19 protein-coding genes are annotated in these 23,444 nt (G+C 45.5%); 10 read left to right on the forward strand and 9 right to left on the reverse strand.

All coding sequences use genetic code 11. The features are described from left to right. Positions 1–286 precede the first annotated feature (286 nt). Positions 287–1,225 carry a chemotaxis protein CheV gene (locus ACXAD4_RS17730; RefSeq protein ID WP_475243108.1) on the forward strand — a complete coding sequence of 313 codons (939 nt, stop codon included), beginning with the start codon at positions 287–289 and terminating at the stop codon, positions 1,223–1,225. 179 nt (positions 1,226–1,404) lie between these two features. Here the strand turns inward: ACXAD4_RS17730 and ACXAD4_RS17735 are convergent, their stop codons facing one another. Beyond that, on the reverse strand, positions 1,405–1,668 hold the full coding sequence (locus ACXAD4_RS17735; RefSeq protein ID WP_475243109.1) for a hypothetical protein: 264 nt from the start codon (positions 1,666–1,668) through the stop codon (positions 1,405–1,407). 10 nt (positions 1,669–1,678) lie between these two features. Continuing rightward, positions 1,679–2,431, reverse strand: coding sequence for a sortase-associated OmpA-like protein PdsO (pdsO, locus tag ACXAD4_RS17740; protein ID WP_475243110.1), 753 nt, complete (start codon positions 2,429–2,431; stop codon positions 1,679–1,681). A gap of 254 nt (positions 2,432–2,685) precedes the next feature. Between pdsO and pdsR the strand changes: the two genes are divergently transcribed. Together pdsR and pdsS are read left to right on the forward strand one after the other, a co-directional pair. Beyond that, positions 2,686–3,372, forward strand: coding sequence for a proteobacterial dedicated sortase system response regulator (gene pdsR, locus ACXAD4_RS17745; protein WP_475243111.1), 687 nt, complete (start codon positions 2,686–2,688; stop codon positions 3,370–3,372). Continuing rightward, positions 3,372–5,603 carry a proteobacterial dedicated sortase system histidine kinase gene (gene pdsS / locus ACXAD4_RS17750; protein WP_475243112.1) on the forward strand — a complete coding sequence of 744 codons (2,232 nt, stop codon included), beginning with the start codon at positions 3,372–3,374 and terminating at the stop codon, positions 5,601–5,603. Before pdsR ends, pdsS begins: the two co-directional genes overlap by 1 nt. 523 nt (positions 5,604–6,126) lie before the next feature. On the opposite strand, the gene ACXAD4_RS17755 is transcribed toward pdsS, so the two are convergent. The 3 genes from ACXAD4_RS17755 to ACXAD4_RS17765 form a co-directional block, all read right to left on the reverse strand. After that, positions 6,127–6,291 (reverse strand): hypothetical protein, encoded by a 165-nt coding sequence (locus tag ACXAD4_RS17755; RefSeq protein ID WP_475243113.1) that lies wholly within the window; start codon positions 6,289–6,291, stop codon positions 6,127–6,129. A 319-nt stretch (positions 6,292–6,610) separates the two neighbouring features. Beyond that, complete coding sequence (gene gcvT, locus ACXAD4_RS17760; RefSeq protein ID WP_475243115.1) at positions 6,611–7,729, reverse strand: glycine cleavage system aminomethyltransferase GcvT; 1,119 nt, start codon at positions 7,727–7,729, stop codon at positions 6,611–6,613. 364 nt (positions 7,730–8,093) lie between these two features. Then, the gene (locus tag ACXAD4_RS17765) at positions 8,094–8,729 is read right to left on the reverse strand and encodes a helix-turn-helix domain-containing protein (RefSeq protein WP_475243117.1); all 636 of its coding nucleotides are present in this window, start codon (positions 8,727–8,729) and stop codon (positions 8,094–8,096) included. Positions 8,730–9,301: 572 nt separating this feature from the next. Between ACXAD4_RS17765 and ACXAD4_RS17770 the strand changes: the two genes are divergently transcribed. The 4 genes from ACXAD4_RS17770 to ACXAD4_RS17785 all read left to right on the forward strand — a co-directional run bounded on the left by ACXAD4_RS17770 (position 9,302) and on the right by ACXAD4_RS17785 (position 14,844). Beyond that, on the forward strand, positions 9,302–10,597 hold the full coding sequence (locus ACXAD4_RS17770) for a serine hydroxymethyltransferase (RefSeq protein ID WP_475243118.1): 1,296 nt from the start codon (positions 9,302–9,304) through the stop codon (positions 10,595–10,597). Positions 10,598–10,706: 109 nt separating this feature from the next. After that, entirely contained in the window at positions 10,707–11,087 is a 381-nt protein-coding gene (gcvH, locus tag ACXAD4_RS17775; RefSeq protein ID WP_475243119.1) for a glycine cleavage system protein GcvH, read from the forward strand. Positions 11,088–11,214: 127 nt separating this feature from the next. Further along, positions 11,215–14,094, forward strand: coding sequence for an aminomethyl-transferring glycine dehydrogenase (gene gcvP, locus ACXAD4_RS17780; RefSeq protein WP_475243120.1), 2,880 nt, complete (start codon positions 11,215–11,217; stop codon positions 14,092–14,094). A 126-nt stretch (positions 14,095–14,220) separates the two neighbouring features. Next, a complete protein-coding gene (locus ACXAD4_RS17785; protein WP_475243121.1) occupies positions 14,221–14,844 on the forward strand; it encodes a DsbA family protein in 624 nt (207 codons plus the stop codon). 63 nt (positions 14,845–14,907) lie between these two features. Here the strand turns inward: ACXAD4_RS17785 and ACXAD4_RS17790 are convergent, their stop codons facing one another. Further along, positions 14,908–15,801, reverse strand: a complete 894-nt coding sequence (locus ACXAD4_RS17790; protein WP_475243122.1) for an AraC family transcriptional regulator — start codon at positions 15,799–15,801, stop codon at positions 14,908–14,910. 180 nt (positions 15,802–15,981) lie between these two features. Here ACXAD4_RS17790 and ACXAD4_RS17795 point away from each other — a divergent pair, with 180 nt between their 5' ends. From ACXAD4_RS17795 to ACXAD4_RS17805, 3 genes are all read left to right on the forward strand, one after another. Then, on the forward strand, positions 15,982–16,926 hold the full coding sequence (locus tag ACXAD4_RS17795) for an SDR family oxidoreductase (protein WP_475243124.1): 945 nt from the start codon (positions 15,982–15,984) through the stop codon (positions 16,924–16,926). Between the two features lie 58 nt (positions 16,927–16,984). Next, positions 16,985–17,353 carry a DUF4345 family protein gene (locus tag ACXAD4_RS17800; protein WP_475243125.1) on the forward strand — a complete coding sequence of 123 codons (369 nt, stop codon included), beginning with the start codon at positions 16,985–16,987 and terminating at the stop codon, positions 17,351–17,353. A gap of 163 nt (positions 17,354–17,516) precedes the next feature. After that, complete coding sequence (locus tag ACXAD4_RS17805) at positions 17,517–18,317, forward strand: Cof-type HAD-IIB family hydrolase (RefSeq protein ID WP_475243126.1); 801 nt, start codon at positions 17,517–17,519, stop codon at positions 18,315–18,317. Between the two features lie 70 nt (positions 18,318–18,387). On the opposite strand, the gene ACXAD4_RS17810 is transcribed toward ACXAD4_RS17805, so the two are convergent. The 3 genes from ACXAD4_RS17810 to ACXAD4_RS17820 all read right to left on the reverse strand — a co-directional run bounded on the left by ACXAD4_RS17810 (position 18,388) and on the right by ACXAD4_RS17820 (position 23,343). After that, positions 18,388–18,921, reverse strand: a complete 534-nt coding sequence (locus tag ACXAD4_RS17810; protein WP_475243127.1) for a thioesterase family protein — start codon at positions 18,919–18,921, stop codon at positions 18,388–18,390. Positions 18,922–19,129: 208 nt separating this feature from the next. Further along, complete coding sequence (locus tag ACXAD4_RS17815; protein WP_475243128.1) at positions 19,130–22,183, reverse strand: efflux RND transporter permease subunit; 3,054 nt, start codon at positions 22,181–22,183, stop codon at positions 19,130–19,132. Then, positions 22,180–23,343: an efflux RND transporter periplasmic adaptor subunit gene (locus tag ACXAD4_RS17820; protein WP_475243129.1), complete on the reverse strand. Its 1,164-nt coding sequence runs from the start codon at positions 23,341–23,343 to the stop codon at positions 22,180–22,182. Before ACXAD4_RS17820 ends, ACXAD4_RS17815 begins: the two co-directional genes overlap by 4 nt. Positions 23,344–23,444: the final 101 nt, after the last annotated feature.

The raw sequence follows: 23,444 nt of genomic DNA on the forward strand, positions 1-23,444 counted from the left end.
GCTAACTTCTTGTTTATAGGGAGAAGCAGCACAGCACTCAGGATGATAACCAGTAATTTTATATTGGGTTTAGTCGATCATCTTTTTTAGTTATTAGGTCAGACTATCTGCCTGCAGAATCAAATTCTTTGATTTGAAACATTTCGGGTATTTATTTCGTAAAATAATTAATGAAGTCGGATCTGTTCTAGCTTTTTATTGCTTTCAATAACTCTGACTTAGACAAGACCATGACACTGAGATAATATATTGATAAATTTGATATTACTGACTTCTTGCATACTTAATGACCAATATACTCGCCTCTGTTGACCAGCGAACCAACCTCGTTGGTGAAAACCGCTTAGAACTACTCATCTTCCGGCTTCACACCTCTCAGTTGTTCGCCATTAATGTGTTCAAGATAAAAGAAGTCGTAAAACGCCCAAGGTTAAACCAACTACCAGGTTCGCACCCAAATATCAGCGGAGTGGCTAATATTCGCGGCGCTTCTATTCCTGTGATTGATTTACGCAGGGCGATTGGTATGCGAAATGGTGATTGCGATGAAGAGAGTAATATCATCATCACCGAATACAACCGTTCGGTACAGGCTTTCCTTGTGGGCCAAGTGATGAACATCATGAACATGACCTGGCAAGATATTCAGCCGCCGCCGAGTCAGGTTGGGAAAAATAATTACCTGACGGCCATAACCAAAATCAAAAAAGACGAAGCAGAGCGCTTAGTCAGTATCATCGATGTCGAGAAGGTGCTGGCAGAAATCATTGATTACGATACTCAGATCTCCCAAGAGGTACTGGATCAATCCCTTCTCAACCACTTCAATGGCCGTAAAGTACTAATCGTCGATGACTCATCGACAGCTCGCGGGCAAATAAGAGAAACCCTTTCCCAGCTTGGTTTGGAGGTTATTGAGGCGCATAACGGCCTGCATGCATTGAATATGCTGAAAAGCTGGTGTGACAAAGGCGTCAACCTCAACGATGAACTACTTATGTTGTTCACCGATGCAGAAATGCCCGAGATGGATGGCTATAAGCTAACCCATGAAATTCGCAATGACCCAAGAATGAGAGATTTACATATTGCTTTAAACACCTCGCTAAGTGGTAATTTCAATGAGGCGATGGTTAAAAAAGTCGGTTGTGACCGTTTCATATCTAAATTCCAACCCGACCTTCTCGTCGAAGTAGTTCAAGACCGGCTAAAACAGATCCTTTAACCACATAAGCTCGCCCTTGATGATTTCCTCTCAGCCAAGGGCGAGCATTTATACCGCATTATCATTACTCTCTCCGGTAACAAGACCTCCTTTTAGTTTCACCTGTTTTCAGCAATAGATAAGGCTGAAATGAAGTAATGAGACTTTAAGAAGCAGTTCATACCAGACGACTTCATTCATCATTCCTGCCCTACCTCTTTTGAGTGCACCCCAAGCGTACTTTTAGCTTTGTTAGGTAAGCTGTGTATATGCTGCTCGGTATCCACTGCCTGCCAATTTTCATCCCAGGCGTAGAGTGTTTCTCCGCCAACAATATCAATCTTTTGAGCAGTAATATCATCGGCCCTAACGGTCAGTTGCATGGTGAGCAATAGAGTAATTAGGAAGGAAAGCACCCAGCTAGGTGCCTCCTCTTTGACCTTCAGTTTTTGTTGTTCTGTCATTACTCACCTCTTAGTGGCTTTTTGCCGTGCTGACATTGTCACTTGCACTGCGCAAGGTCACTCGACGGTCAAAGAAGTCACCTTCGAAGTTTTGTTCATGCTTTAGCGGCTCTTGATCACCATAGGCACTTGCATAAAGCTGGACACCTTCAACACCTTGGGTTTCTAAATACTGTCTAACCGCTTCTACACGTTGCTCTGACAAAGCAAGATTGCGTTCGGTGCTTCCGCGGCGGTCAGAGTAACCCGACAGCTCCCATCGAATATCTGGCGCTTGTTTCATGATCTCAGCGATTTCGTCTAGTTGCGCTTTAAACAGAGGTTCGATTTCTGCCGAGCCGGTTCTGAAATGAACATTCATTTCGAGTGCTAAATCTAGCTGACGGTCTTGATGGTTCATCAAGTCATACTTGTCTTGTTCCAGACGCGCTATTTCGATTTGGGCCTGGTTATATTTCTGGCTGATTCGCTCGAGCTCGCTATTTCGGGCAACCAACTCGCCTAACTCTTCATCTTGGGCTTTGATTTGTTCGTCTTGGCCAACCGCAGTACCCACAATGCCCCCTACCATGGCACCTACTACTGCACCGACCGGACCACCAACAATAGCGCCAAGTGCTGCCCCAGAACCGAGACCAATAAGCTGTTCTTGTTCACCCACTTTGTAACTATCGTCTGTGTTGTCATTGGCCGTCGCGATTGGAGATACCAAAGAGGCCATTAGCGTTGTTGCGATTAGTGTTGAGATAAGCTGCTTTTTCATTGTGATGTCCTCATCTAATGTATTGTGTTCCGACAAACTGTTTGAGTCGCTGTGTCGTTTCGATGAGGTTATTAAAGCAAGCCGATCTGGCGAATCGGGGCGCAAAAAAAGGCAATGTCATGATCAATTGTGGCAAAAAAATGGCAATTGCCCTGATTGCCCCAACAAGCCTTTTCTATCAGCTAGATTGTTGTATAGTCACAGCATAAACACTGTTCACAATTTTTTACCGCTAGCGGTATAGGTAATAGGTCATGAAGAAAATTGTCATTGTCGAAGATGAAAAAGCCATCCGTGAGAACTACATCGATGTATTGAAAAAACACGGCTACGATGTGCAAGGCTATGACAATCGCCCCGATGCCCAAGCGGCATTTGAGAGCGAACTACCCGATTTGGCCATTATCGATATCGGCTTACAGGATGAAATAGACGGCGGCTTTACCCTATGCCAGTCTTTGAGAGCACTATCACCAACCCTGCCTATTATCTTTCTTACTGCAAGGGACAGTGACTTCGATACAGTCTGTGGTTTACGCATGGGTGCAGACGATTACCTCACCAAGGATATCAGCCTGCCGCATTTGATTGCCCGCATTGCCGCCTTGTTTCGCCGTAGCGATCTGATGCAACAGCCAACTGATAAAGTAGAGTTGATCCAGCATGGCGATCTCTCCATCGACAAAAACAAGATGCAAGTGTTCTGGCAGCAAAACCTGGTAGAGCTTACTGTGACCGAATTCTGGATGGTCTATGCCCTTGCCAAGCGCCCTGGGCATGTAAAAAGCCGCCATGACCTGATGGACGAAGCCCAAGTCGTTGTCGATGACAGCACCATTACTTCTCATATCAAGCGGATCCGTAAGAAGTTCATGCAATTTGATTCTGCTTTCGACTGCATCAATACCGTTTATGGCATGGGTTACCGCTGGGGGTCTTAATGCTCAGACGTTTAATAGTTAAAGTGCCCCGTTTCGAACTAACAAGGCTAAGGCCATCATTTGGCCTACGTTCAAAAATCACCCTAATCGCGTGCTTGCTACTGACATTACCTTGGATTGGTTATAACTACATTCTTGAGATGGAGAAGTTACTTCGCCAAGGCCAAGAGCAAACCTTAGTAGGTACGACTCGGGCAGTTGCAACCGCACTTAACGAGCGTCCAAACCTGTTTAGTGATCAGGCCAGCTTTTTGCAATCGGTACAAAAAGGGCGAGATCTCTATGCCTACGAACTGACATCAGCCATCAAGCTTGATGGGCAAATCAATGACTGGGCCGACTATACCGAACAGGTTGTAAACTATGGTCGCGAATATATTCAATTCAGTCGTTGGCCCTACCAAAGATCCAGTATTCATTTCAATCATATGGTCGGTAAATATGAGGGTTACCTTTACGCCATGTTTGAAGTCAATGACAAAAAACCTGTCATGCGACGGAAAGGGTCAGCAAGAGTTGATCGCAACGATCATCTCGTCATTGCAATGACAACGCCCAGCGGTGATTTCCAACGCTATGTCGTTTCGGTGTATGAAGACGGTTGGTTTAATGCTTGGCATATCAATGGAGAAATCTCCAACCCTGCCGATTTGGCACTTGAGAGCCAAATACAGGGCTATTGGCATACCACTGACACTGGCTATAACATTGAGCTGCGTATCCCTGTGGAAATGCTGGGTAGCAAGCTAGGCTTTGCTTTCTATGATGTTAATAACACCAGCAACCGTGAAATTGAAACCATTATCGGTACCTCGAACACCAATCAGGTTAACAAACTGGGCACTGTGCTTATTCCCTCACCGGAGATTGAAAATATCCTTAAAGGTATGGGCCACACCAGCTCACGGATTTGGGTGATAGACCGGCACCAACGAGTCTTAGCACAAACGGGCGATATCCAAGACTCCAATGGCGTATGGTCATCATCGGTTAAATATGGTGATGACAATGATTCTTGGTTGGCGGCGTTAGAGCAAAAGTGGCTCCATCCCCTCTACTACCGCTACCTCATCAACGAGCCAACCGAATTCCAGGACTCTCTTAAAGATGCTGCTCGAGTTGAAGGCGTCCATATATCGCAAGCACTGCAAGGGCGAGGCTACTCACACTGGCGCCGTTCGAGTGATGGCAATGCAATGATATTAGCTGCCGCCTACCCAATCTGGTTAGGTGACAACGTAATGGGTGCCGTTGTTGCAGAAGAGTCGACAATTGGTATCCAGACGTTGCGTAATCGCGCCCTTGAAAAGCTACTTAATGCACTGCTCGCCATTATCGCATTGGGGACACTGACACTCTTCTTGTTTGCCTCTAATATCTCACGCCGTATAAGAAAGCTGCGCAATGAAGCAGAGAGTGCTATCGACAGCCAAGGTAAAATACAGCACACCATTACTGCAGCGAGTGAAAGTGATGAGATTGGCGACCTGAGTCGCAGCTTGGCCGGTATGGTTAATCGTCTGGGCCAATACAACCATTATCTCGAGAACCTCTCCTCCCGACTCTCTCATGAGTTACGAACCCCGGTAGCTGTTGTTCGCTCATCCATTGAAAACTTGTCGATGCATGAACAGGATGATGATGCCAAGCGCTATATCGAAAGGGCTCAAGAAGGCGTCCAAAGACTCAATACGATATTGTCTAGCATGACAGAAGCTACCCGGATAGAGCAAAGCCTACAGGGCGCTGAAAAAGAGGTGTTCCCGCTCAATGAACTGGTTGATGGCTGTATGCAGGGATACCAGATGGCTTATGAAAACCAATGCTTTAGTGTCGAGGCCGGTACAGAACCTGTCATGGTGGATGGTGCGCCTGATTACTTGGCCCAGTTACTCGACAAACTGGTTTCAAACGCTGTCGACTTTAGTCAAGATGATCACCCTATCAAGGTGACACTGTCACAGAGAAATGGCCAAGCTTACTTGATAGTCAGCAATAAGGGTCCACTGCTTCCGGAAGATATGGGCGATCAGCTACTGAACTCTATGGTATCCGTTCGGGCTCAAAGCCAACAAGGTAAACCTCACTTGGGGCTTGGGCTGTTCATCGCTCGCTTGATTACTGACTACCATCAGGGAAAGATTCTGCTAAGGAACCGCAAAGATAATCTGGGTGTTGAAGTCTGCGTCATGTTACCGACAGTGACGCTAGAGGGAGAATCAAAGAACTAGGCCATAACAGCAGCGGTAAACAAGCCAATTGCCGCTGCTATTGCTACGATCGCTAACAGGATCTCGAATAACATTTCTCGCATATTTAATTGCTCACGTACAAACAATGGAAACTTAGTCAAATAATGCCGCATAACCATATACTCATAAGGATTAACGAAAACAAATGCTTCACTACCAGGTGAAGGACAAAAAAGCTTTCATCTAATGATTAATTTACCTTAGTGATAGTACGCCTATCGGCTAAATATAAGCTGAACAGTTAAATTGCAGACAATAGATTAGCCGGGTATCTGAAACAATAAGCAAAACCTATAAATAACTGTTTTAAATGAAGAAAAAATTCAAAACCTCACATACAAAAACCAAAAACCGTATGCAAAGCATGTCAAATTACAAATAAATCTTACCGCTAGACAGCTTTCATTCAGAAATGAATATGAGTGATAACATCCAGTTTATTGGATATAACGATATTCATTAATTCAATAAATATTACTCATTAACAAGATCTTTTTAGCTTTTAATTTTGACCACTCAATTCGTCATCTTGTTTATTTTCTTCGACCCAAATCTCACTATTTAACTCTTTAGTTTGAGCAAAAATCTCCTGCTCTTTTTGCTCAATGGCTTTGTATTGACTCTCACAGACAGAGCGTGTGACCTTGTCTTGGCCATAAGATGACATACACCGATCCATATACTCGTCAAACCCCATCAATAAGGATTCGGCAGACAAACTGAATGACATAACCATAGTCATAGCAACCATCGAGATGTATCTCGAAGCTCGATTCTTGAGTGAGCAAACGTTCTTAAGTAAACAAACCTCTAGCATATCAACCTCAGCTTAGTTGGCATCGCCATAACTTAAGCAAAGATGATTTTAGCTAACTTTTCCAACCTGTCTTTGAGACAAAATGAGACAAAAAAAGGGGCCTAGATAGCCCCTTTAGATGTATGCAATGAAATCTCAGTATATCAATGCATTACTGATTGTTACTTCATTAACCACGGTAGTAGTTTTGTGGTACGAATGGCATTTTTTCTACAGTCATCGGTAGTTTCTTGCCACGCACTTCAGCGAAAATCTCAGTACCGATAACAGCTAGGTCTGTTTTGACGTAACCCATCGCTACTGGCGCCCCTTTAGTTGGGCCAAAAGTGCCTGATGTAACGATACCGATTTCATTATCATCCGCATCAAACAGCTTGCTACCTTCACGTACTGGTGCTTTTGATTGACCAATCAAGCCAACACGTTTACGAGCGACATCTTTGGTTTTGATCTGCTCAAGAATGATATCAGCACCAGGGAAGCCACCAGCACGCTCACCATCAGCACGGCGAGGTTTGCTGATACCCCACAACAGGCTACCTTCAACTGGCGTTGTTGTTGTATCAATATCGTGGCCGTATAGACATAGACCACACTCAAGACGAAGCGAATCACGTGCACCAAGGCCAATCCACTCTACCTCTTCTTGACCTAGCAATTCACGTGCTAGCGCCTCTGCCTTATCCGAAGGCACAGAGATCTCATAGCCATCTTCGCCAGTATAACCAGAACGGCTGACTAGACACTCAACACCTAATAATTCAACTTTTGCCGCATCCATGAAAATCATGTCGCTAACTGCTGGGTTTAAGCGAGCCAATACCTGCGCAGCTTTAGGGCCTTGTAATGCCAGCAGAGCACGGTCTTCAATGATTTCCAATGTGACATCTTCAGGAAGGTGCGCTTTGATATGAGCAATATCTTGTTCTTTACAAGCCGCATTCACGACGACGAACAAGTGATCACCGAAATTAGTCACCATCAGATCATCAAGGATACCACCCTGCTCATTTGTGAAGAACGCATAACGCTGCTTGCCTTCAGGCAGGTCGATAATATCAACAGGCACCAGTGACTCAATCGCTTTTGCTGCGTTTGCACCGTGTAGGCGAAGTTGCCCCATGTGTGATACATCGAATAGACCAGCCGACTCACGGCAATGGATATGTTCTTTACGTACACCCAACGCATACTGTACTGGCATATCATAGCCAGCAAAAGGAACCATCTTGGCGCCCATTTCAATGTGAAGTGCGTGTAGTGGTGTTACCAGTAATTCTTGTGACATACGATTTTACTCCATACACCGCGAGCAATGCGGCGATACTCCATATCAGCTGTTACAACCATGTTATACATGGTTTCTTATAGTAAACAAAGTTTCCTATCATTCAACCGTGCTACATCACACATTTGAATCATAGGCAAATAATCTTGAGTTAACACTTTTTCAAAATAAAAGGAGCCTCACAATAAGCTCCCTTTCTTCCCAAGCAAGCCAGCAATTGTTAAATCACTCAATAGCGTTAACAATCAACAGGCCGTTTGGTGGTATTCAATAACCATGCGATACATCATCAACAAAGAACTGTTTATTGTACAAAGCAGTTTCGTTTGCGGTTTTCTCTCCACACCTAAAGTTACGCGGTCACTTAAGATGCGGTAACCCACAGTATTAATGCATCGTCTTCACTGACAGATGTCAGCATATGCCCCATATTGGCATCGTAATAGACAGAGTCGCCTTCGCTTAAAGTCACTGGCTCGTAGAATTCTGAATAAAAGGTGATCTCACCATCTAACACCAACAAGAACTCTTCGCCATCATGACGAATCCAATCACTGTAATCCTCAAAAGCCCGCGCTCGTACTTTTGATTTAAAAGGCATCATCTTCTTATTGGTTAACTGCGTCGCCAATAACTCATGTTCATAGGTTGTCGTAGGATGCGGTTTACCCTGCTCTTTACGGGTAATATCCCTCCGCCCCGTAGCCTTTAGCTGTTTAGGCGGCGCAAAAAGTTGTGGAATATCAATCTCTAACCCACCAGCGAGTTTTTGCATCGCCTGAAATGTCGGTGAAATTTGCTCGTTTTCAATTTTTGACAACGTTGAACGAGCAAGCCCGGTTCGTTTACTGGCTTCCTCAAGAGTCAGGCCATGTGCCATACGAATTTCTTTGAGCCGCTTTCCTAGTTGCATTGGCTCAATCTTATCTGCCTTATCAGACTCGAACTCTTTTACGACGGTCATTGATGGATAAACATCAACTTGCTGTTCGTCACTCATTACTTCCCTCCCTGGTAACGACACTTACTTCATTCTGGCATAGCAACTCGGAAACATAAAAGCACATAGGTAAAAAAAATATGACCAATGCATCATATTTGAAATTTAGTTTCCAAAAGGAAACAAAGCAAAAAACAAACGTTCCTCTCGCATTGAATCACACCTTAAAATGCATAACTAAGTTAAATCCAGCACCTTTGTAAACACGCTGTAGAACGTCATAATCCCTTTTACAGCAAGGGCTGGTATACAAATTTAACCTTTTCAACACAGTTAGAACCAAGCCACTCTTTAGAAAAAAGTTAACATCATATTAGAAATTTAGTTTGCAAAAGGCAAACGTTTGCGTAAGATTGTGACTACTAAAGTACATGATGTTCCACTATTGGAAATTTTCGTTTAATCGGCTATCTATAATAAGGCATGTTATGCAGTTGTTAGGGTGATACGTTACTCAACGCGTATTACTAGTAATCAGCAACGTGTAACGAACAAATATCCATAACAACGATACACGCTTTGGCTCGGAACAAGGGATGACCTTAAAGAGCGCGATTAGAGGATAACGTGAAATGAAAGCTTCATACCAAAACCACGATTTAGAAGTGTTCTTCTCAACCCACCTTGCAGAGGTTGACGGTGCGGTTAACGCAGGTATTGCTGCAGAACTAACACGCCAAAACCAGCAGATCGAGTTGATTGCATCAGAGAACATTGTGTCTAAAGCGGTAATGCAAGCCCAAGGCAGCTGTCTAACCAACAAGTATGCAGAGGGTTATGCTGGTCGCCGTTACTATGGTGGTTGTGAGCATGTCGACGAAGTAGAACGCATCGCTATTGCCCGCGCCAAGCAACTTTTCCAATGTGAATACGTCAACGTTCAGCCTCACTCAGGCGCCCAAGCTAATGGTGCGGTGATGCTAGCTCTCCTTCAGCCAGGCGACACAATTTTAGGTATGTCGCTTGATGCGGGTGGTCACCTAACACACGGTGCACGCCCTGCTCTGTCAGGAAAATGGTTTGATGCCGTTCAATACGGTGTAGATAAAGAGACTTGTGAGATTGATTACGAGCAGGTTCGCCAACTTGCTATCGAAAGCCAGCCGAAGATGATTATCGCTGGTGGCTCAGCCATCCCTCGTCAGATCGACTTTGCTAAATTCCGTGCAATTGCTGATGAAGTCGGCGCATACCTAATGGTTGATATGGCCCACATCGCAGGCCTTATCGCTGCAGGTGAACACCCTAGCCCAATCCCTCATGCCCACGTTATTACGACCACAACACATAAAACGCTTCGTGGTCCGCGTGGCGGTATGATCCTGACCAACCATGAAGACATCAACAAGAAGATCAACTCTGCGGTTTTCCCTGGTCTTCAAGGTGGTCCGCTAATGCACGTTATCGCCGGTAAAGCGGTTGCACTGGGTGAAGCTCTAGAGCCTGAATTTAAGTTATATATCAAGAATGTGATCAACAACGCGAAAGTCTTGGCAGAAGTACTGCAAGCTCGCGGTTGCGATATCGTCACTAACGGTACCGACACACATTTGATGCTGGTTGACCTACGCCCGAAAGGCCTGAAAGGCAACCAAGTTGAAGAAGCACTGGAGCGTGCAGGCATTACCTGTAACAAAAACGGTATACCTTTTGATCCTGAAAAACCAATGGTCACTTCAGGTATCCGCCTTGGTACACCAGCAGGCACAAGCCGTGGCTTTGGTGCTGAAGAATTTAAGCAAATTGGTCAATGGATCGGCGATGTACTTGACGGTTTGGCAACAAACCCAGAAGACAACAGCGCCGTTGAACAGAAAGTGAAGCAGCAAGTGCAAAAACTTTGCAGCCGCTTCCCTCTTTACCAATAAGCTGAAGCAATAAAGTTAACTAATACATTTATATAGACCTAGCGGCTGGTAAAGCCAGTCGCTGAAACAACTAATAAAATCTGCGGAAAGATTGCGCAAGGAGTTACAAATGGAAAATACACTGAAGTTCGCTGAAAGCCACGAGTGGGTTCGAGACAATGGTGACGGCACTATCACTATGGGCATATCTGACCACGCTCAGGGCCTTCTTGGTGATGTTGTATTTGTTGACCTACCAGAAGTTGGCGATTCAACAGAAGCTGGCGAGTCTTTCTCTCTTGTTGAGTCAGTCAAAGCCGCATCTGATATCTACGCACCTGTAACTGGTGAAATCGTTGAAGTGAATGAAGAGCTGGAAGACAGCCCTGAGCTTGTAAACGAAGAACCGTACGAAGGCGGTTGGATTGCTAAAATCAAAATTCAGGATGTTGAAGAACTCTCCAACCTGATCGACGCTGAGAAATACCTAGCGAACATCGAAGAAGACTAATTGAGCCGGGCTTTCGGTATTAATCATCTGAAAGCCCATTAACACTGATACTCGCTCAACAACTCGATGACCCAAAGCTATTGCAATATGCTCAATGCAATAGGTAGTAACTGTTCAGGAAAGAACCATGACCGACATGACTCTTCTAAATGCTCTAAGTGACGATAAAGAATTTGCAGGTCGTCACAATGGCCCGGATTCGGCACAACAAAAAATCATGCTGGAAACCATTGGCGCTTCAAGCGTCGATCAGCTAATCGATGAAACGGTTCCGGCAGCAATTCGCCTACCAGAGGCAATGCAGCTCGACCTGCCACAAAGCGAAGCGGACATGCTGGCCTCTCTTAAAGCTATCGCCAGCAAAAACATTATCAACCGCAGCTTTATCGGTCAGGGTTACTACAACACCTTTACTCCGAACGTTATTCTACGCAACGTATTGGAAAACCCAGGTTGGTACACGGCTTACACTCCTTACCAGCCAGAAATCTCGCAGGGCCGCCTAGAATCACTGCTTAACTACCAGCAGGTGATCATGGATCTAACCGGTATGGAACTGGCTAACGCATCACTTCTTGATGAAGCAACGGCAGCAGCCGAAGCCATGACCCTGTGTCAGCGCGCGAGCAAAAACAAAAGCAAGGCGTTCTTCGTTTCTAACGACTTGCACCCTCAAACCGTTGATGTTGTTCTGACTCGTGCCGGCTACATTGGTATCGAAATCATCCGCGGTAACATCCAAGATCTTGACCAGCACGACGTATTCGGTGCATTGGTTCAGTACCCTGGTACTACCGGTAACGTACAAGATCTCACAGACATTATCGAAGCTGCTCACGCCAAGAAAACCTTGGTAGCGGTTGCTTCAGACCTACTGGCCCTTACCCTGCTTAAAGCACCTGGTGAAATGGGTGCAGATGTGGTTATCGGCTCAGCACAGCGCTTCGGCGTACCTATGGGCTTTGGTGGTCCACACGCTGGCTTTATGGCTACTAAAGACAAGCACAAGCGAACTATGCCTGGCCGTGTTATCGGTGTATCTAAAGATTCCCGTGACAACCAAGCGCTACGTATGGCAATGCAGACGCGTGAGCAGCATATCCGCCGTGAGAAAGCGACGTCTAACATCTGTACCGCTCAGGCGCTACTTGCCAACATGGCAGCCTTCTATGCGCTATACCACGGCCCTGAAGGCCTACGTAAAATCGGCCGCCGTGTACACCACCTAACCGCTATCCTTGCAGCAGGTCTTCGCAACTCAGGTATCGAACTAGCCAACGACAGCTTCTTCGATACCCTGACATTGAACACAGGCAAGAAAACGACTGAGTTCTACAACAAGGCGCTTGATGCTGGCATCAACCTTCGTAAGTACGACGTTCAGTTGGGTATCAGCATTGACGAAACTACCAAGGTTGCCGACATCGAAGAGCTATTGGCTCTATTCAGCGGCGAAAACCTGAAAGCATCAATGTTCACAGCCGACATTGCTAGCGACGAGTTTGCGGCTATCCCTGAAAGCTGCCGTCGTACCAGCCAGTACCTGACTCACCCAGTGTTCAACCAGTACCACAGTGAAACGCTAATGATGCGTTACATGAAAAAACTGGAAAACAAAGATTACTCGCTAACTCACGGCATGATCCCGCTGGGTAGCTGTACCATGAAGCTAAATGCTGCTGCAGAGATGATCCCAGTTACTTGGCCTGAGTTTGGTGCCCTACACCCATTTGCCCCTGCAGACCAAGCGAAAGGTTATGCTGAGCTAGCAGACAACCTGTCTAAGATGCTTTGTGAGATCACGGGCTACGATGCATTCTCTCTACAGCCAAACTCTGGTGCTCAGGGTGAATACGCAGGTCTTATCGCAATCCAGCGTTACCACGAAGCCAATGGCGACGCACACCGTAATGTTTGTTTGATCCCAAGCTCTGCGCACGGTACTAACCCAGCATCAGCGGCAATGGTTTCAATGAAAGTTGTAGTTGTAGGCTGTGATGATCAGGGCAACATCGATGTTGAAGATCTTAAAGCGAAGATCGAAAAACACCGTGACAACCTGTCTTGCATCATGATCACCTACCCGTCTACGCACGGTGTATATGAAGAAGCGGTACAGGAAGTGTGTGAGCTTGTTCATGAAGCTGGTGGTCAGGTTTACCTTGACGGTGCAAACATGAACGCACAGGTTGGCCTAACTAGCCCTGGCTTCATCGGCTCTGACGTTTCTCACCTTAACCTGCACAAGACCTTCTGTATTCCACACGGTGGTGGCGGTCCAGGTATGGGTCCTATCGGTGTTAAATCTCACCTTGCTCCGTTCCTACCAGGCCACGTTGAGAACACTGAAGCTGACCAGCCACAATACGCAGTATCTGCTGCAGACCTTGGCTCTGCGTCAATCCTACCAATCTCTTACGCTTACATTGCGATGATGGGCGAAGAAGGTTTGACGGAAGCTACTAAGCTGGCAATCCTGAACGCTAACTACGTAATGGAGCGTCTACGTCCGCACTACCCTGTGCTATACCGTGGTACACATGGCCGTATTGCGCACGAATGTATTATCGACATTCGCCCAATCAAAGAAGCGTCAGGTATCTCGGAAGAAGATGTTGCTAAGCGTCTAATGGACTACGGTTTCCACGCACCAACCATGTCGTTCCCAGTTGCGGGTACGCTAATGATTGAGCCAACGGAATCTGAAGACATTGCAGAGCTAGACCGCTTCTGTGAAGCAATGATTGCTATCCGCCATGAAATCGCACGTGTTCAAGATGGTGAGTGGGATCTGAAAGATAACCCACTGGTTAACGCACCGCACACCCAAGCTGACATGATGGATGCTGAGTGGAACCGCAGCTACAGCCGCGAACTGGCTTGCTTCCCATCTGCACAGACTAAAGATGCGAAATACTGGCCAACAGTAAACCGCGTTGATAACGTGTTCGGTGACCGTAACCTAGTTTGTTCTTGCCCAGGTATTGAGAACTACATCGAAGACTAGAATGAAGATCAAAGGTTCGTATTAACCAAATACTAATTTGGACTAACCTATCAAAAATGGACAAGCTTCGGTTTGTCCATTTTTTTGCTATTTTCGCGAGTAACATCTAACCAAGGAAGGAAGAACATGCCCTCTTCAAAGCCAAAGCTGTATTACGTTTACGACCCAATGTGCTCTTGGTGCTGGGGTTACAAGCCAATCTGGAAGGAAATTTCCGAAGCGATATCCGATGAGGTAGAAATCATCTATGTTGTTGGTGGCCTTGCCCCTGATTCTGACGTGCCTATGCCCGAAATCATGCAACAACAGATTAAGGCTTATTGGAAGAAAATCGAAGGCTACCTTGGCACCCAGTTCAATTATGATTTCTGGGTCAAAAACACTCCTCGCCGTTCAACCTATCCCGCCTGTAGAGCACTTCTCGCAGCCCGCTCTCAAGGGGCTGAACTAGCCATGTTAAATGCTATTCAAGAAACCTACTATCTGAATGCCCAAAACCCCAGCGATAACGAGGTGCTCCTTAACTTAGGACAGACTATTGGTTTGGATATGGCCCGATTCAAAGCTGATTTTCTTTCGCAGCAAACTCACCAACGCTTGTTAGATGAAATTACCTTTGCCCGGTCGATTGGCGGCAGTAGTTTCCCTTCTTTGCTGATTGAAACCGCAGGAAGAGTTTTCCAGTTACCCATTGATTATCAGAATGCTGAAACAACCATTGGCCAGATCAGAAAGATCACCGAAAGTTAAAACAAAACGGCGAACCGAATGATTCGCCTTTTTGTTCTTGAAACACTGCCAAATATGCTTTTCCTACGCTATATTCTCTAGCAGATCCTTTGCTTGGCTCCACTTTTTCGGTGATTGCCCATAAAGCCGCTTAAATTCACGACTAAATTGTGTTGAGCTTACATAACCTACTGCCATAGCCGCCTCACTGACATTCATACCGGCGGCAATTTTCATTGCTGCATTATTCAAGCGCATCGATTTCATAAATTGAATCGGTGACATCCTGGTAGCTTGCTTGAATTTACGGTGGAACACAGCACGGCTCATACCAACTAATGAAGCCAATTCATCAATCGTGACATTCTTTTTGAGGTTCATGGATAGGTGTTGAATAGAACGAGCTATCTCGTTGCCTATACCAAAGGATCTTCTGGCTGATATGCCTGCATCGCCTTTCAAGATGGCATAATACAACTCTCGTAAACGGCCCTCTCCTAGAATAGATGCATCTGCCGAATCCTCCGTTAGCTGAAGCAACCGTAATAAAGCATCTGCGAAAGTATCATCCCAGTTTGCGAGTGAGAGCCCTTGTGGTTGAGAGCTACCTTTGGGAAGCTTTCTAACGTCACTCGCGCTCTCCATTTCTATGGCGAGCTCAGTCATTACTTTAGTATCAAGTGAAATATAAACGCCAAGCAATGGGTCTTCTGGTGAAGCATCTGGCGTACCCGCCTCAACCGGCATAGAAACAGTACAACACATGTACTTACTGTTATCGTAAATGTATCTATCACCGTCAAGTATCGCTTCTTTTCTACCGCTTAAGATAACTATCACTGTTGGCTCGTAGACTGCCGGTGCACAAGGGATCGCATTGGTAACTTTAAACAAGCGCACTCCCTTGATACCTGTTTCAATCATGCCATCTTCAGTAATACGCCTTTCTACAAGTTGTTTAATTTTCTTTTTGAACACGTCAATACCCGCCCATCCCATTTGATACAAATAGGCATGTTTTAGATATAAATCCGCCTACTTATACCTCATCACGAGAGTTATAGTAACTTCCAGACAACAATACTACTGCTGAGAGCGGCATACAAGTTCATTGCTTGACGTAACTCGGCCCAGCGAATTACTGATGAGGTTCCTATTATGACAACTCAGCTTTTTGGTACGAAAGGTTGGACTCCAGAGCGCATTGGCTCTCTTATTGGCAAAACTTATGTCATTACTGGTGCTAGTAGTGGCGCTGGCCTTGAAGCATCACGCATCCTTCTGTCTAAAGGGGCAAAAGTTGTCATGATGAACCGGAATCCAGACAAGTCTGTAGCAGCTATGAAACAGCTAAAACAAGATCTAGGTGACCATATTGATGTGCACTGCGTGCAGATGGATTTAGCCAATCTAGCATCAGTGCGCCAAGCCGCAAATGAACTATTGGAAACAACTCCGACTATTGATGCACTCATCTGTAATGGCGCTATTGCTCAGGTTGCTAAACAAGAATTCACTATAGATGGTTTTGAAAGTCAGCTTGGAGTCAATCACTTTGGTCACTTTCTGCTGTGTGGCCTACTGTTTGATCGAATCGAAGCCTCTCAAGGACGAATTGTCGTTGTTGGCAGCAACGCTTATAAAATGGGTCTAAAGCGAATTAAGTTTGAAGATCTTAACTTTGATAATAAGTACACCGCCTGGGACTCTTATGCTCAAAGCAAACTGGCACAAATGATATTTGCCTATGAACTTCAACGACGCGTCGATGCCAAGGGTAAACAGGTAGAGGTTCAGGTTTGCCATCCTGGCGCGTCTCGTACCAACTTATTGATGGATACTGCTAGCAATTTCAACAAAATTCTGTGGTCGATGCTTTCTCGCATCATCGCGCAGTCGGCAGAAAAAGGAGCTTGGCCGGAAGTCATGTGTGCAACAGAAGACAATTTGCAACCAGCAACTCTTTACGGCCCTACCAAGCGAGCTGATACCGTAGGTCCAGTTAGAGAGTGTTCATTGGACAAAGTCGCTTTAGATTCTGAGATGGCCGCAAAGTTGTGGGCGCTATCTGAACAAAAGACAGCACTAAACTGGTCGGTGTAATCAGCACTATTGTTTATCACCTACCTGGTAGCACTATTTAAATGTGGCATAAAGAACGATGATAGAAAGTACCTTAATTTTACGATGTTTTGGCATCTTAATAATTCTTATTGGCATGGTGCTTGTGGTAAACCCTGAGCTAATAAGTAACAAACCAATCCCAGATGATACTTTTCAAGCAATCGAGCGCAGAATATGGTGGGGTCTGCTAATCGGCTTTGGTTCTTTGCTGCTGTTTCATCACCAATTACAGCCTTGGATGACGACAATTGCAGCTGCTAGTGCCTCTCTTATGTTTGGTTTATTGATTGCGCGGTTAATTGGGATCATGTTGGACGGTTCAGTTGCAAAACAATGGTTGAATGTTGCTATAGAGGTGATTCTTCTGGCGCCATTGGTGTGGTGGTATCTCAGTACCCACTCGTAAAAAACATCAACACTCTTGCAATAATGAATGTTTAGCAAGGCCTGTAATAAGGTGTTGGTATTACTTGAGTTTGGTTAGGCTTGATGGAAAACACTTGCAGAGTTTAATAACTCATGTAGTTTATCACGCCTGTTCCACATCATTTCCAAAGATGCAGTCAACTATGCAAAGCAAAGACATCAAATTTATCGCCGTCGATATGGACGGAACCCTACTCGATGAAAATAGCCAGCTACCTGAAGATTTCTATTCGGTATACCAGCAGCTAGAGCAGCGCGATATTATTTTCGCTGCGGCATCGGGTCGTCAGTATTACAGCTTGATGGAAACATTCGCTCCGGTCAGCGATGATATGATGTTTATTGCTGAAAATGGCACCATGGTGATGCACCAAGGTAAAGAGTTGTACCGTTGTGAAATCGACAAAGCATCTATCTCATCGATTATTCAGCAAGCACGAGCGATCGACGGGGCGCATATCGTGTTATGTGGTACACAGTCAGCCTACATTGAAACCCAAGACCCACAGGCACTTAAAGAGTTCGCAAAGTACTACCAGCGCTGCCAGTATGTGGAAGACCTCTTGGACGTCGATGATGACTTTATAAAAGTCGCCATCTGCCATTTTGATGGCACTGAAAAGCATGTATTCCCAAGCTTTGATCACGAGTTTGGTCAGAGCCACCAGGTGGTAGTCAGTGCCAAAATCTGGCTAGATGTGATGAACGCTGAAGCTTCAAAAGGAGCTGCAATCGAGCACTTGCAGAATACGCTTGGCTTTAGTTTTGAGCAAACTATGAGCTTTGGTGATTACCTTAATGATCTGGAAATGCTCAAAGCAAGCTACCACTCTTATGCCATGGAAAATGCCCACTCGAAGGTGAAAGAGATTGCGCGTTTCGCAGCACCAAGCCATCGTGATGCGGGTGTAATGACAGTAATCAAGCGCGAGTTGCTCAATTAAGCTTGATTGAAACTAGCCGGAGAGCCCTACTAAGCTCTCCGCTGTTTATTTCCCTAAAGGTATAAGCTGACTACTGACCAATAGGAGGCCACGGTCTGTGCTGTTCGGAGTCAATCCATTCGGTCACCCACTGCGGCAAGATAGGTGTATTCACCGGTTCGTTCATGGCTTCTAGCAGTTCGTGTGGTGATACCAAACCCTTTTTAGAAGTCACACCCGCCCGAATCAACACAGATGAACACGGTTTGCCGTCTACCCACATAGATTGCTCTACATATAGCCATTTGTCGTCCCAGCCGACGCACTGTGAGTACATTTTCACTTTGTGGAACATATGAATGCGTTTTCGATAACGCACCGAACTGCCTGCGACCACCAATGCCCACCGTTTTTTCGCCAAGGTCTTCATCAAGCCGCAACGGATCCCCAGCTCAGTTCGCCCCAAGTCATACAGGGTAAGAACGCGGCCGTTATTCATTTCATTAAAAATATCGAGATCCCAAGGGCGACAGGAGAAAGAAATTTCACTTTTGTCGGTAATGTGAACCGGTGAGTTTCGCTTGGCTTGCCACATTACTTTTGCTAGACGCATAAACGGGTACATATTCAGCTCTTCCTTTAACTGTTCTCTTTGTTATAAACCACTGACAAATTGGATATTAGTGACAACGGCAGGTACCACTATAGAGCAAAACATCTAAATGCCACTAATTATTGTTACCAAACTGTCGGTACCCACCCAAATTTGAATATAAAAAAGGCGAATCATATGATTCGCCTATTTATCTTGCTGAGCTTTATTTTTCACTCGGTTAATCGTAAGACTCTACTTTTACTCTAAAAAGAACAGCATACAATAGAGGTATAACGACCAGCGTTAAGACTGTCGCAAACAACAAGCCGAACATAATTGTCACCGCCATGCTCTTAAAGAACGGGTCTATAAGTAAAGGTGCAACACCTAATATGGTCGTTAGCGCACCAAGTAATACAGGCCTTGCTCGGCTCGTTGCTGCATCGATGATAGCAAAGTAAGGGATTTTCCCTTGCTCGATCTCCATATTCGCTTGGTCTACCAATACAATTGCGTTTTTCACCATCATGCCAATCAAGCTTAAAAAGCCCAATATTGCCATAAACTCAAACGGCGTTTGAAAAGCAATTAAGCCAACTGTCACCCCAATAACGGCTAATGGAGCGGTAAGCCAAATCACCAACGGCTGGCGGATAGCATTGAACATGAATATCACCGACAAGATCATCGCAGCAAACCCATAAGGTGCAGAGATGACTAGCCCTTCATTGGCATCCTTCGATGCCTTATATTCACCATACCAAATCAACTCATAACCGGGTGGTAAATCGATCGCTTCAATTTTAGAACGAACACTATTGAACGCATCCGCTGTCAATACACCCGGCGCAGGATCAGCTTGTACCAAAATAGTGGGAACACGATTGATACGGCGCAAAATTGCATTTTGGTATACCACGTTAACCGAGTCGACCAACTGACTCACTGGGATATATCCCCCCGCAGACGCACTAAACACTTCCGTGTTTTCAACAGCACGCTGATGGTTACGCTCATTTTCCGGGGAACGCACAACAATGGGTATCAAGTTATCCCCTTCGCGGTATACGCCGACATTTCGTCCTGTTAATGTTTGAGCGATAGCCTGGTTAATCTCCTGTGTGGTCAACCCAAAGCGCTGGGCTTTCTCCGGTGAGTACACCGGGCTCAACACGGGTACTTGCTGGCGCCAGTCATCTTGAATTGCGATCAGATTAGCATCAGCATACATAATTGCCTTGGCTTGCTCAGCAAGCTGCCGCAATAAATGACTATCTGGTCCTTTGAAACCTGCTTCTATTTTTTTGCCACCGCCGCGGCCCAACATGAACTTCCACACTTTAATGGAGGCGTCGGTATACTTAGCCGACAGTTCATCCTGCAATTCAGTCAGCATAGGTGCAATCTTGGTATAGTCGTCGACATCAATCAAAAGCTGACCATAACTAGTATTCCGAGCTTCCGGTGCGTAAGTCAGCATGAACCGGAGGCCACCACCGCCAATAAAGCTGGTAATGTTGGTTACGCCATCTTTGGCTTTTATATCTGACTCTATATTGTGTACAAATCGCTCTGTGCGTTGAATATCAGAGCCCTGCGGCAGGTAAACGTCTACGACGAACTGCGGTCGTTGTGATTCCGGCATAAAACCAGGTGGCACAAAGCGTAGTCCATAAATAGCGAAGGCCAACAAGGCGACAAGTATAGAGACAGTAGCAATACGGTGCTGCAACACCCAAACCAATAACGCTTTGTACATGCTCATCATCGAGCTAACTTTAACCTTGCCCTTTGCAGCTTTGACTTTTAGAAAGTCATGGCAGAGCATCGGGGTAACGGTAACCGCAAACACCCAACTCAAAAACATGGAGTAGAGGATCACCCAAAATAATGAACCTGCGTATTCCCCCATATCAGATGGTGACAGCCCTATCGCACTGAAAGCAAAAATACCGACTACAGTACCGCCTAAAAGCGGCCACTTTGTCGCGTCGACAACTTCTGTAACGACCGTTTCTCTGTCCTGCTCTGGATCTTGCTGAAGCCTAACCAAAATACCGTCAGTCACTACAATGGCATTGTCCACCAGCATGCCCAAAGCAATAATCAAAGCTCCCAACGAGATACGCTGCATAGCTATATCTTCGATGAGCATGATGCAAAGCGTACCTGCAACAGTAAGCAATAGCACAAAGCCTATGATCAAGCCTGAGCGTAACCCCATGAACATCAGCAGAACGACAAATACAATGACAACAGCGGCGATTAGGTTATCGATAAAGTTTGCTACAGAATCTCTAACCGAATCTGACTGCATCGAGATCGCGTGAAGTTCAACGCCCAATGGTCTCTGGCCTTCCAGTTCAGCAAGTCTTGCCTTAACGGCATCCCCCATTTCGACAACATTGCCTCCGGTCACATTGGAAATACCAAAACCCACAGCACGTTGGCCGTTATAACGCATCAGCATGCTAGCAGGCTCTTGGTATCCGCGTGTCACCTTGGCAATATCCCCAAGCCGCATCACGGTATTGTCTTGCCCAACACCGATTTGCAAGTTTCGCAGATCATCAAATGAGAGGATATTGGAAACCGGGATAACCGGAATTCGCATATCTTGCGCATCGATAGCGCCAGCCACTGTTACCAAGTTTTGCTTCTGCAGTACTTGGAATACCTGCTCAGCCGATACCCCAAAAGACGCCAAGCGCTCACTGGATATCTCAACAAAAATCGTTTCCTGTCGCTCCGCCAGTGTCGCTGTTTTGGCGACACCTGGCACTAGCACCAATTCACGACGCAAACTATCAACATAATCCTGCAGTTGCTTATCACTAAAACCTTCACCGGTTACGGCAAAAAACAGTGCATATACATCTGCAAAGTCATCATTTACGATCGATGGACTAGCTCCTGGTGGTAACAATCGCTGAGCATCAGCAACCTTACGGCGTAACTTGTCCCAAACTTGTTGCAAATCAGCATTTGTTTTGGCGAACTCAAGTTTGATTTCCACCGTCACTTCCGACATGCCTTGCTTGGAAACCGATTTGACCTCTTTCAATTCCTGCAAAGACTGAACCGCCCCTTCAATCACATCTGTGACTTCATCAGCGACTTCTTGTGCAGTTGCACCTGAATAAGCGGTATTTATCACAGCTTGGCGGATGATAAACTCTGGATCTTCAAATCGGCCTAACTTTAGGTAGCTGATATAACCACCGAGCAAAATCAACCCAATTAAAACCCAAACGCTAGTTCGCTTAGCTAACGTATAACGAGCAATATTCATTGCTGGCCCTCTTGAACTGCCCAGCTCGTTGTCACTCCCAAACTACTCGCAGTTTTCATTGGGCGAACTTTCATCCCTTCCACCAAGCTCGATACGCCAGCAACTACCACTTGTTCACCGCTGCTCAGATTTTTGATGATCTCTAACCGGTCGCGGCTTAACGCCCCTACTTCTACGTATCGCTTACTGACAGTATTATCTTCAGCCACAACCCATACGTACTGTTTGCCTTGGTTATCTGGTACTACAGCAATCAAAGGCACTGTGATTATTGAGTCTTGATCAAGCTCGCCAGTTTCTGCTGGGATCACTTTTACTGTCATCCCTGGCAATACCCGAAAGCCTTGAATATCACTGAACGCCAATACAACTGGGTAGGTTTGACTAACTGGATCAGCCTGAGTCGCAAATGTTTTCAACGAAAGGTCAAAAAGATGATTTGAAATACCATTGATTTCGGCTTTAGCCTCCGTACCGCTGACATTCGATAGCATCACTCTATCAGGTATTTGAATTACAACCTCAAGTTCATCAATATTGTGAAGCGTAAACACCGGGTTATTGGCTTGCATTTGCACGAAATTATCAACATATCGGCGGCCGATGATGCCATCGAACGGAGCTTCTATGCGTGTATAATCTAATTGGCGCTGTGCTTCATCTCTTTTATTTTTCGCCAAGTTATAGCGTGTGGTGATTTCATCCAACTGGCTTTTTGAAATCGCTTTGCTCTTGTCATAAATCGCTTTTGCGCGTAAGTACTCAGCTTCAGTATTGTTGAGTTCTAACTTTGCAGAAGCCAATGCTGTTGTTGCATCCCGTGAATCTAGACGGGCTAATAGCTGACCTTTTTTAACTTTGTCACCTTCGCCAACCAGCAGCTCTGTCAACCGCCCGCCTACACGAAACGCCAAGTCAGCTCGTTCAGCAGCGCGGACAACACCATTAAAACTCAGGTTATTGCTACGTGTTGCTGACACTACCTCTGTCAGAGCTGGCCTTACAACGGCTTGTTTCGACGCTACTTCTTGTGAAGTACCAGCTTGTGGTGCTGTATCCTGGCCACAGCCAAATAACGTCAAACCGACAAAAGCCAAGCTTACTGACACAGCAAGCGTCTTTAACGAGTACTGGTTAAATAATTTTTGAATGTTTTCCACAACATCCTCCTTATAGGAAAGGAAAGAAATGTCGCCCCATTTTTGGACGATCAAAATCTGTACAGCAATTTTGGGCGGATTCTAGTTCAGCAACCAACAAA

It is taken from the genome of Photobacterium sp. AWH4_225 (genome assembly GCF_056158405.1).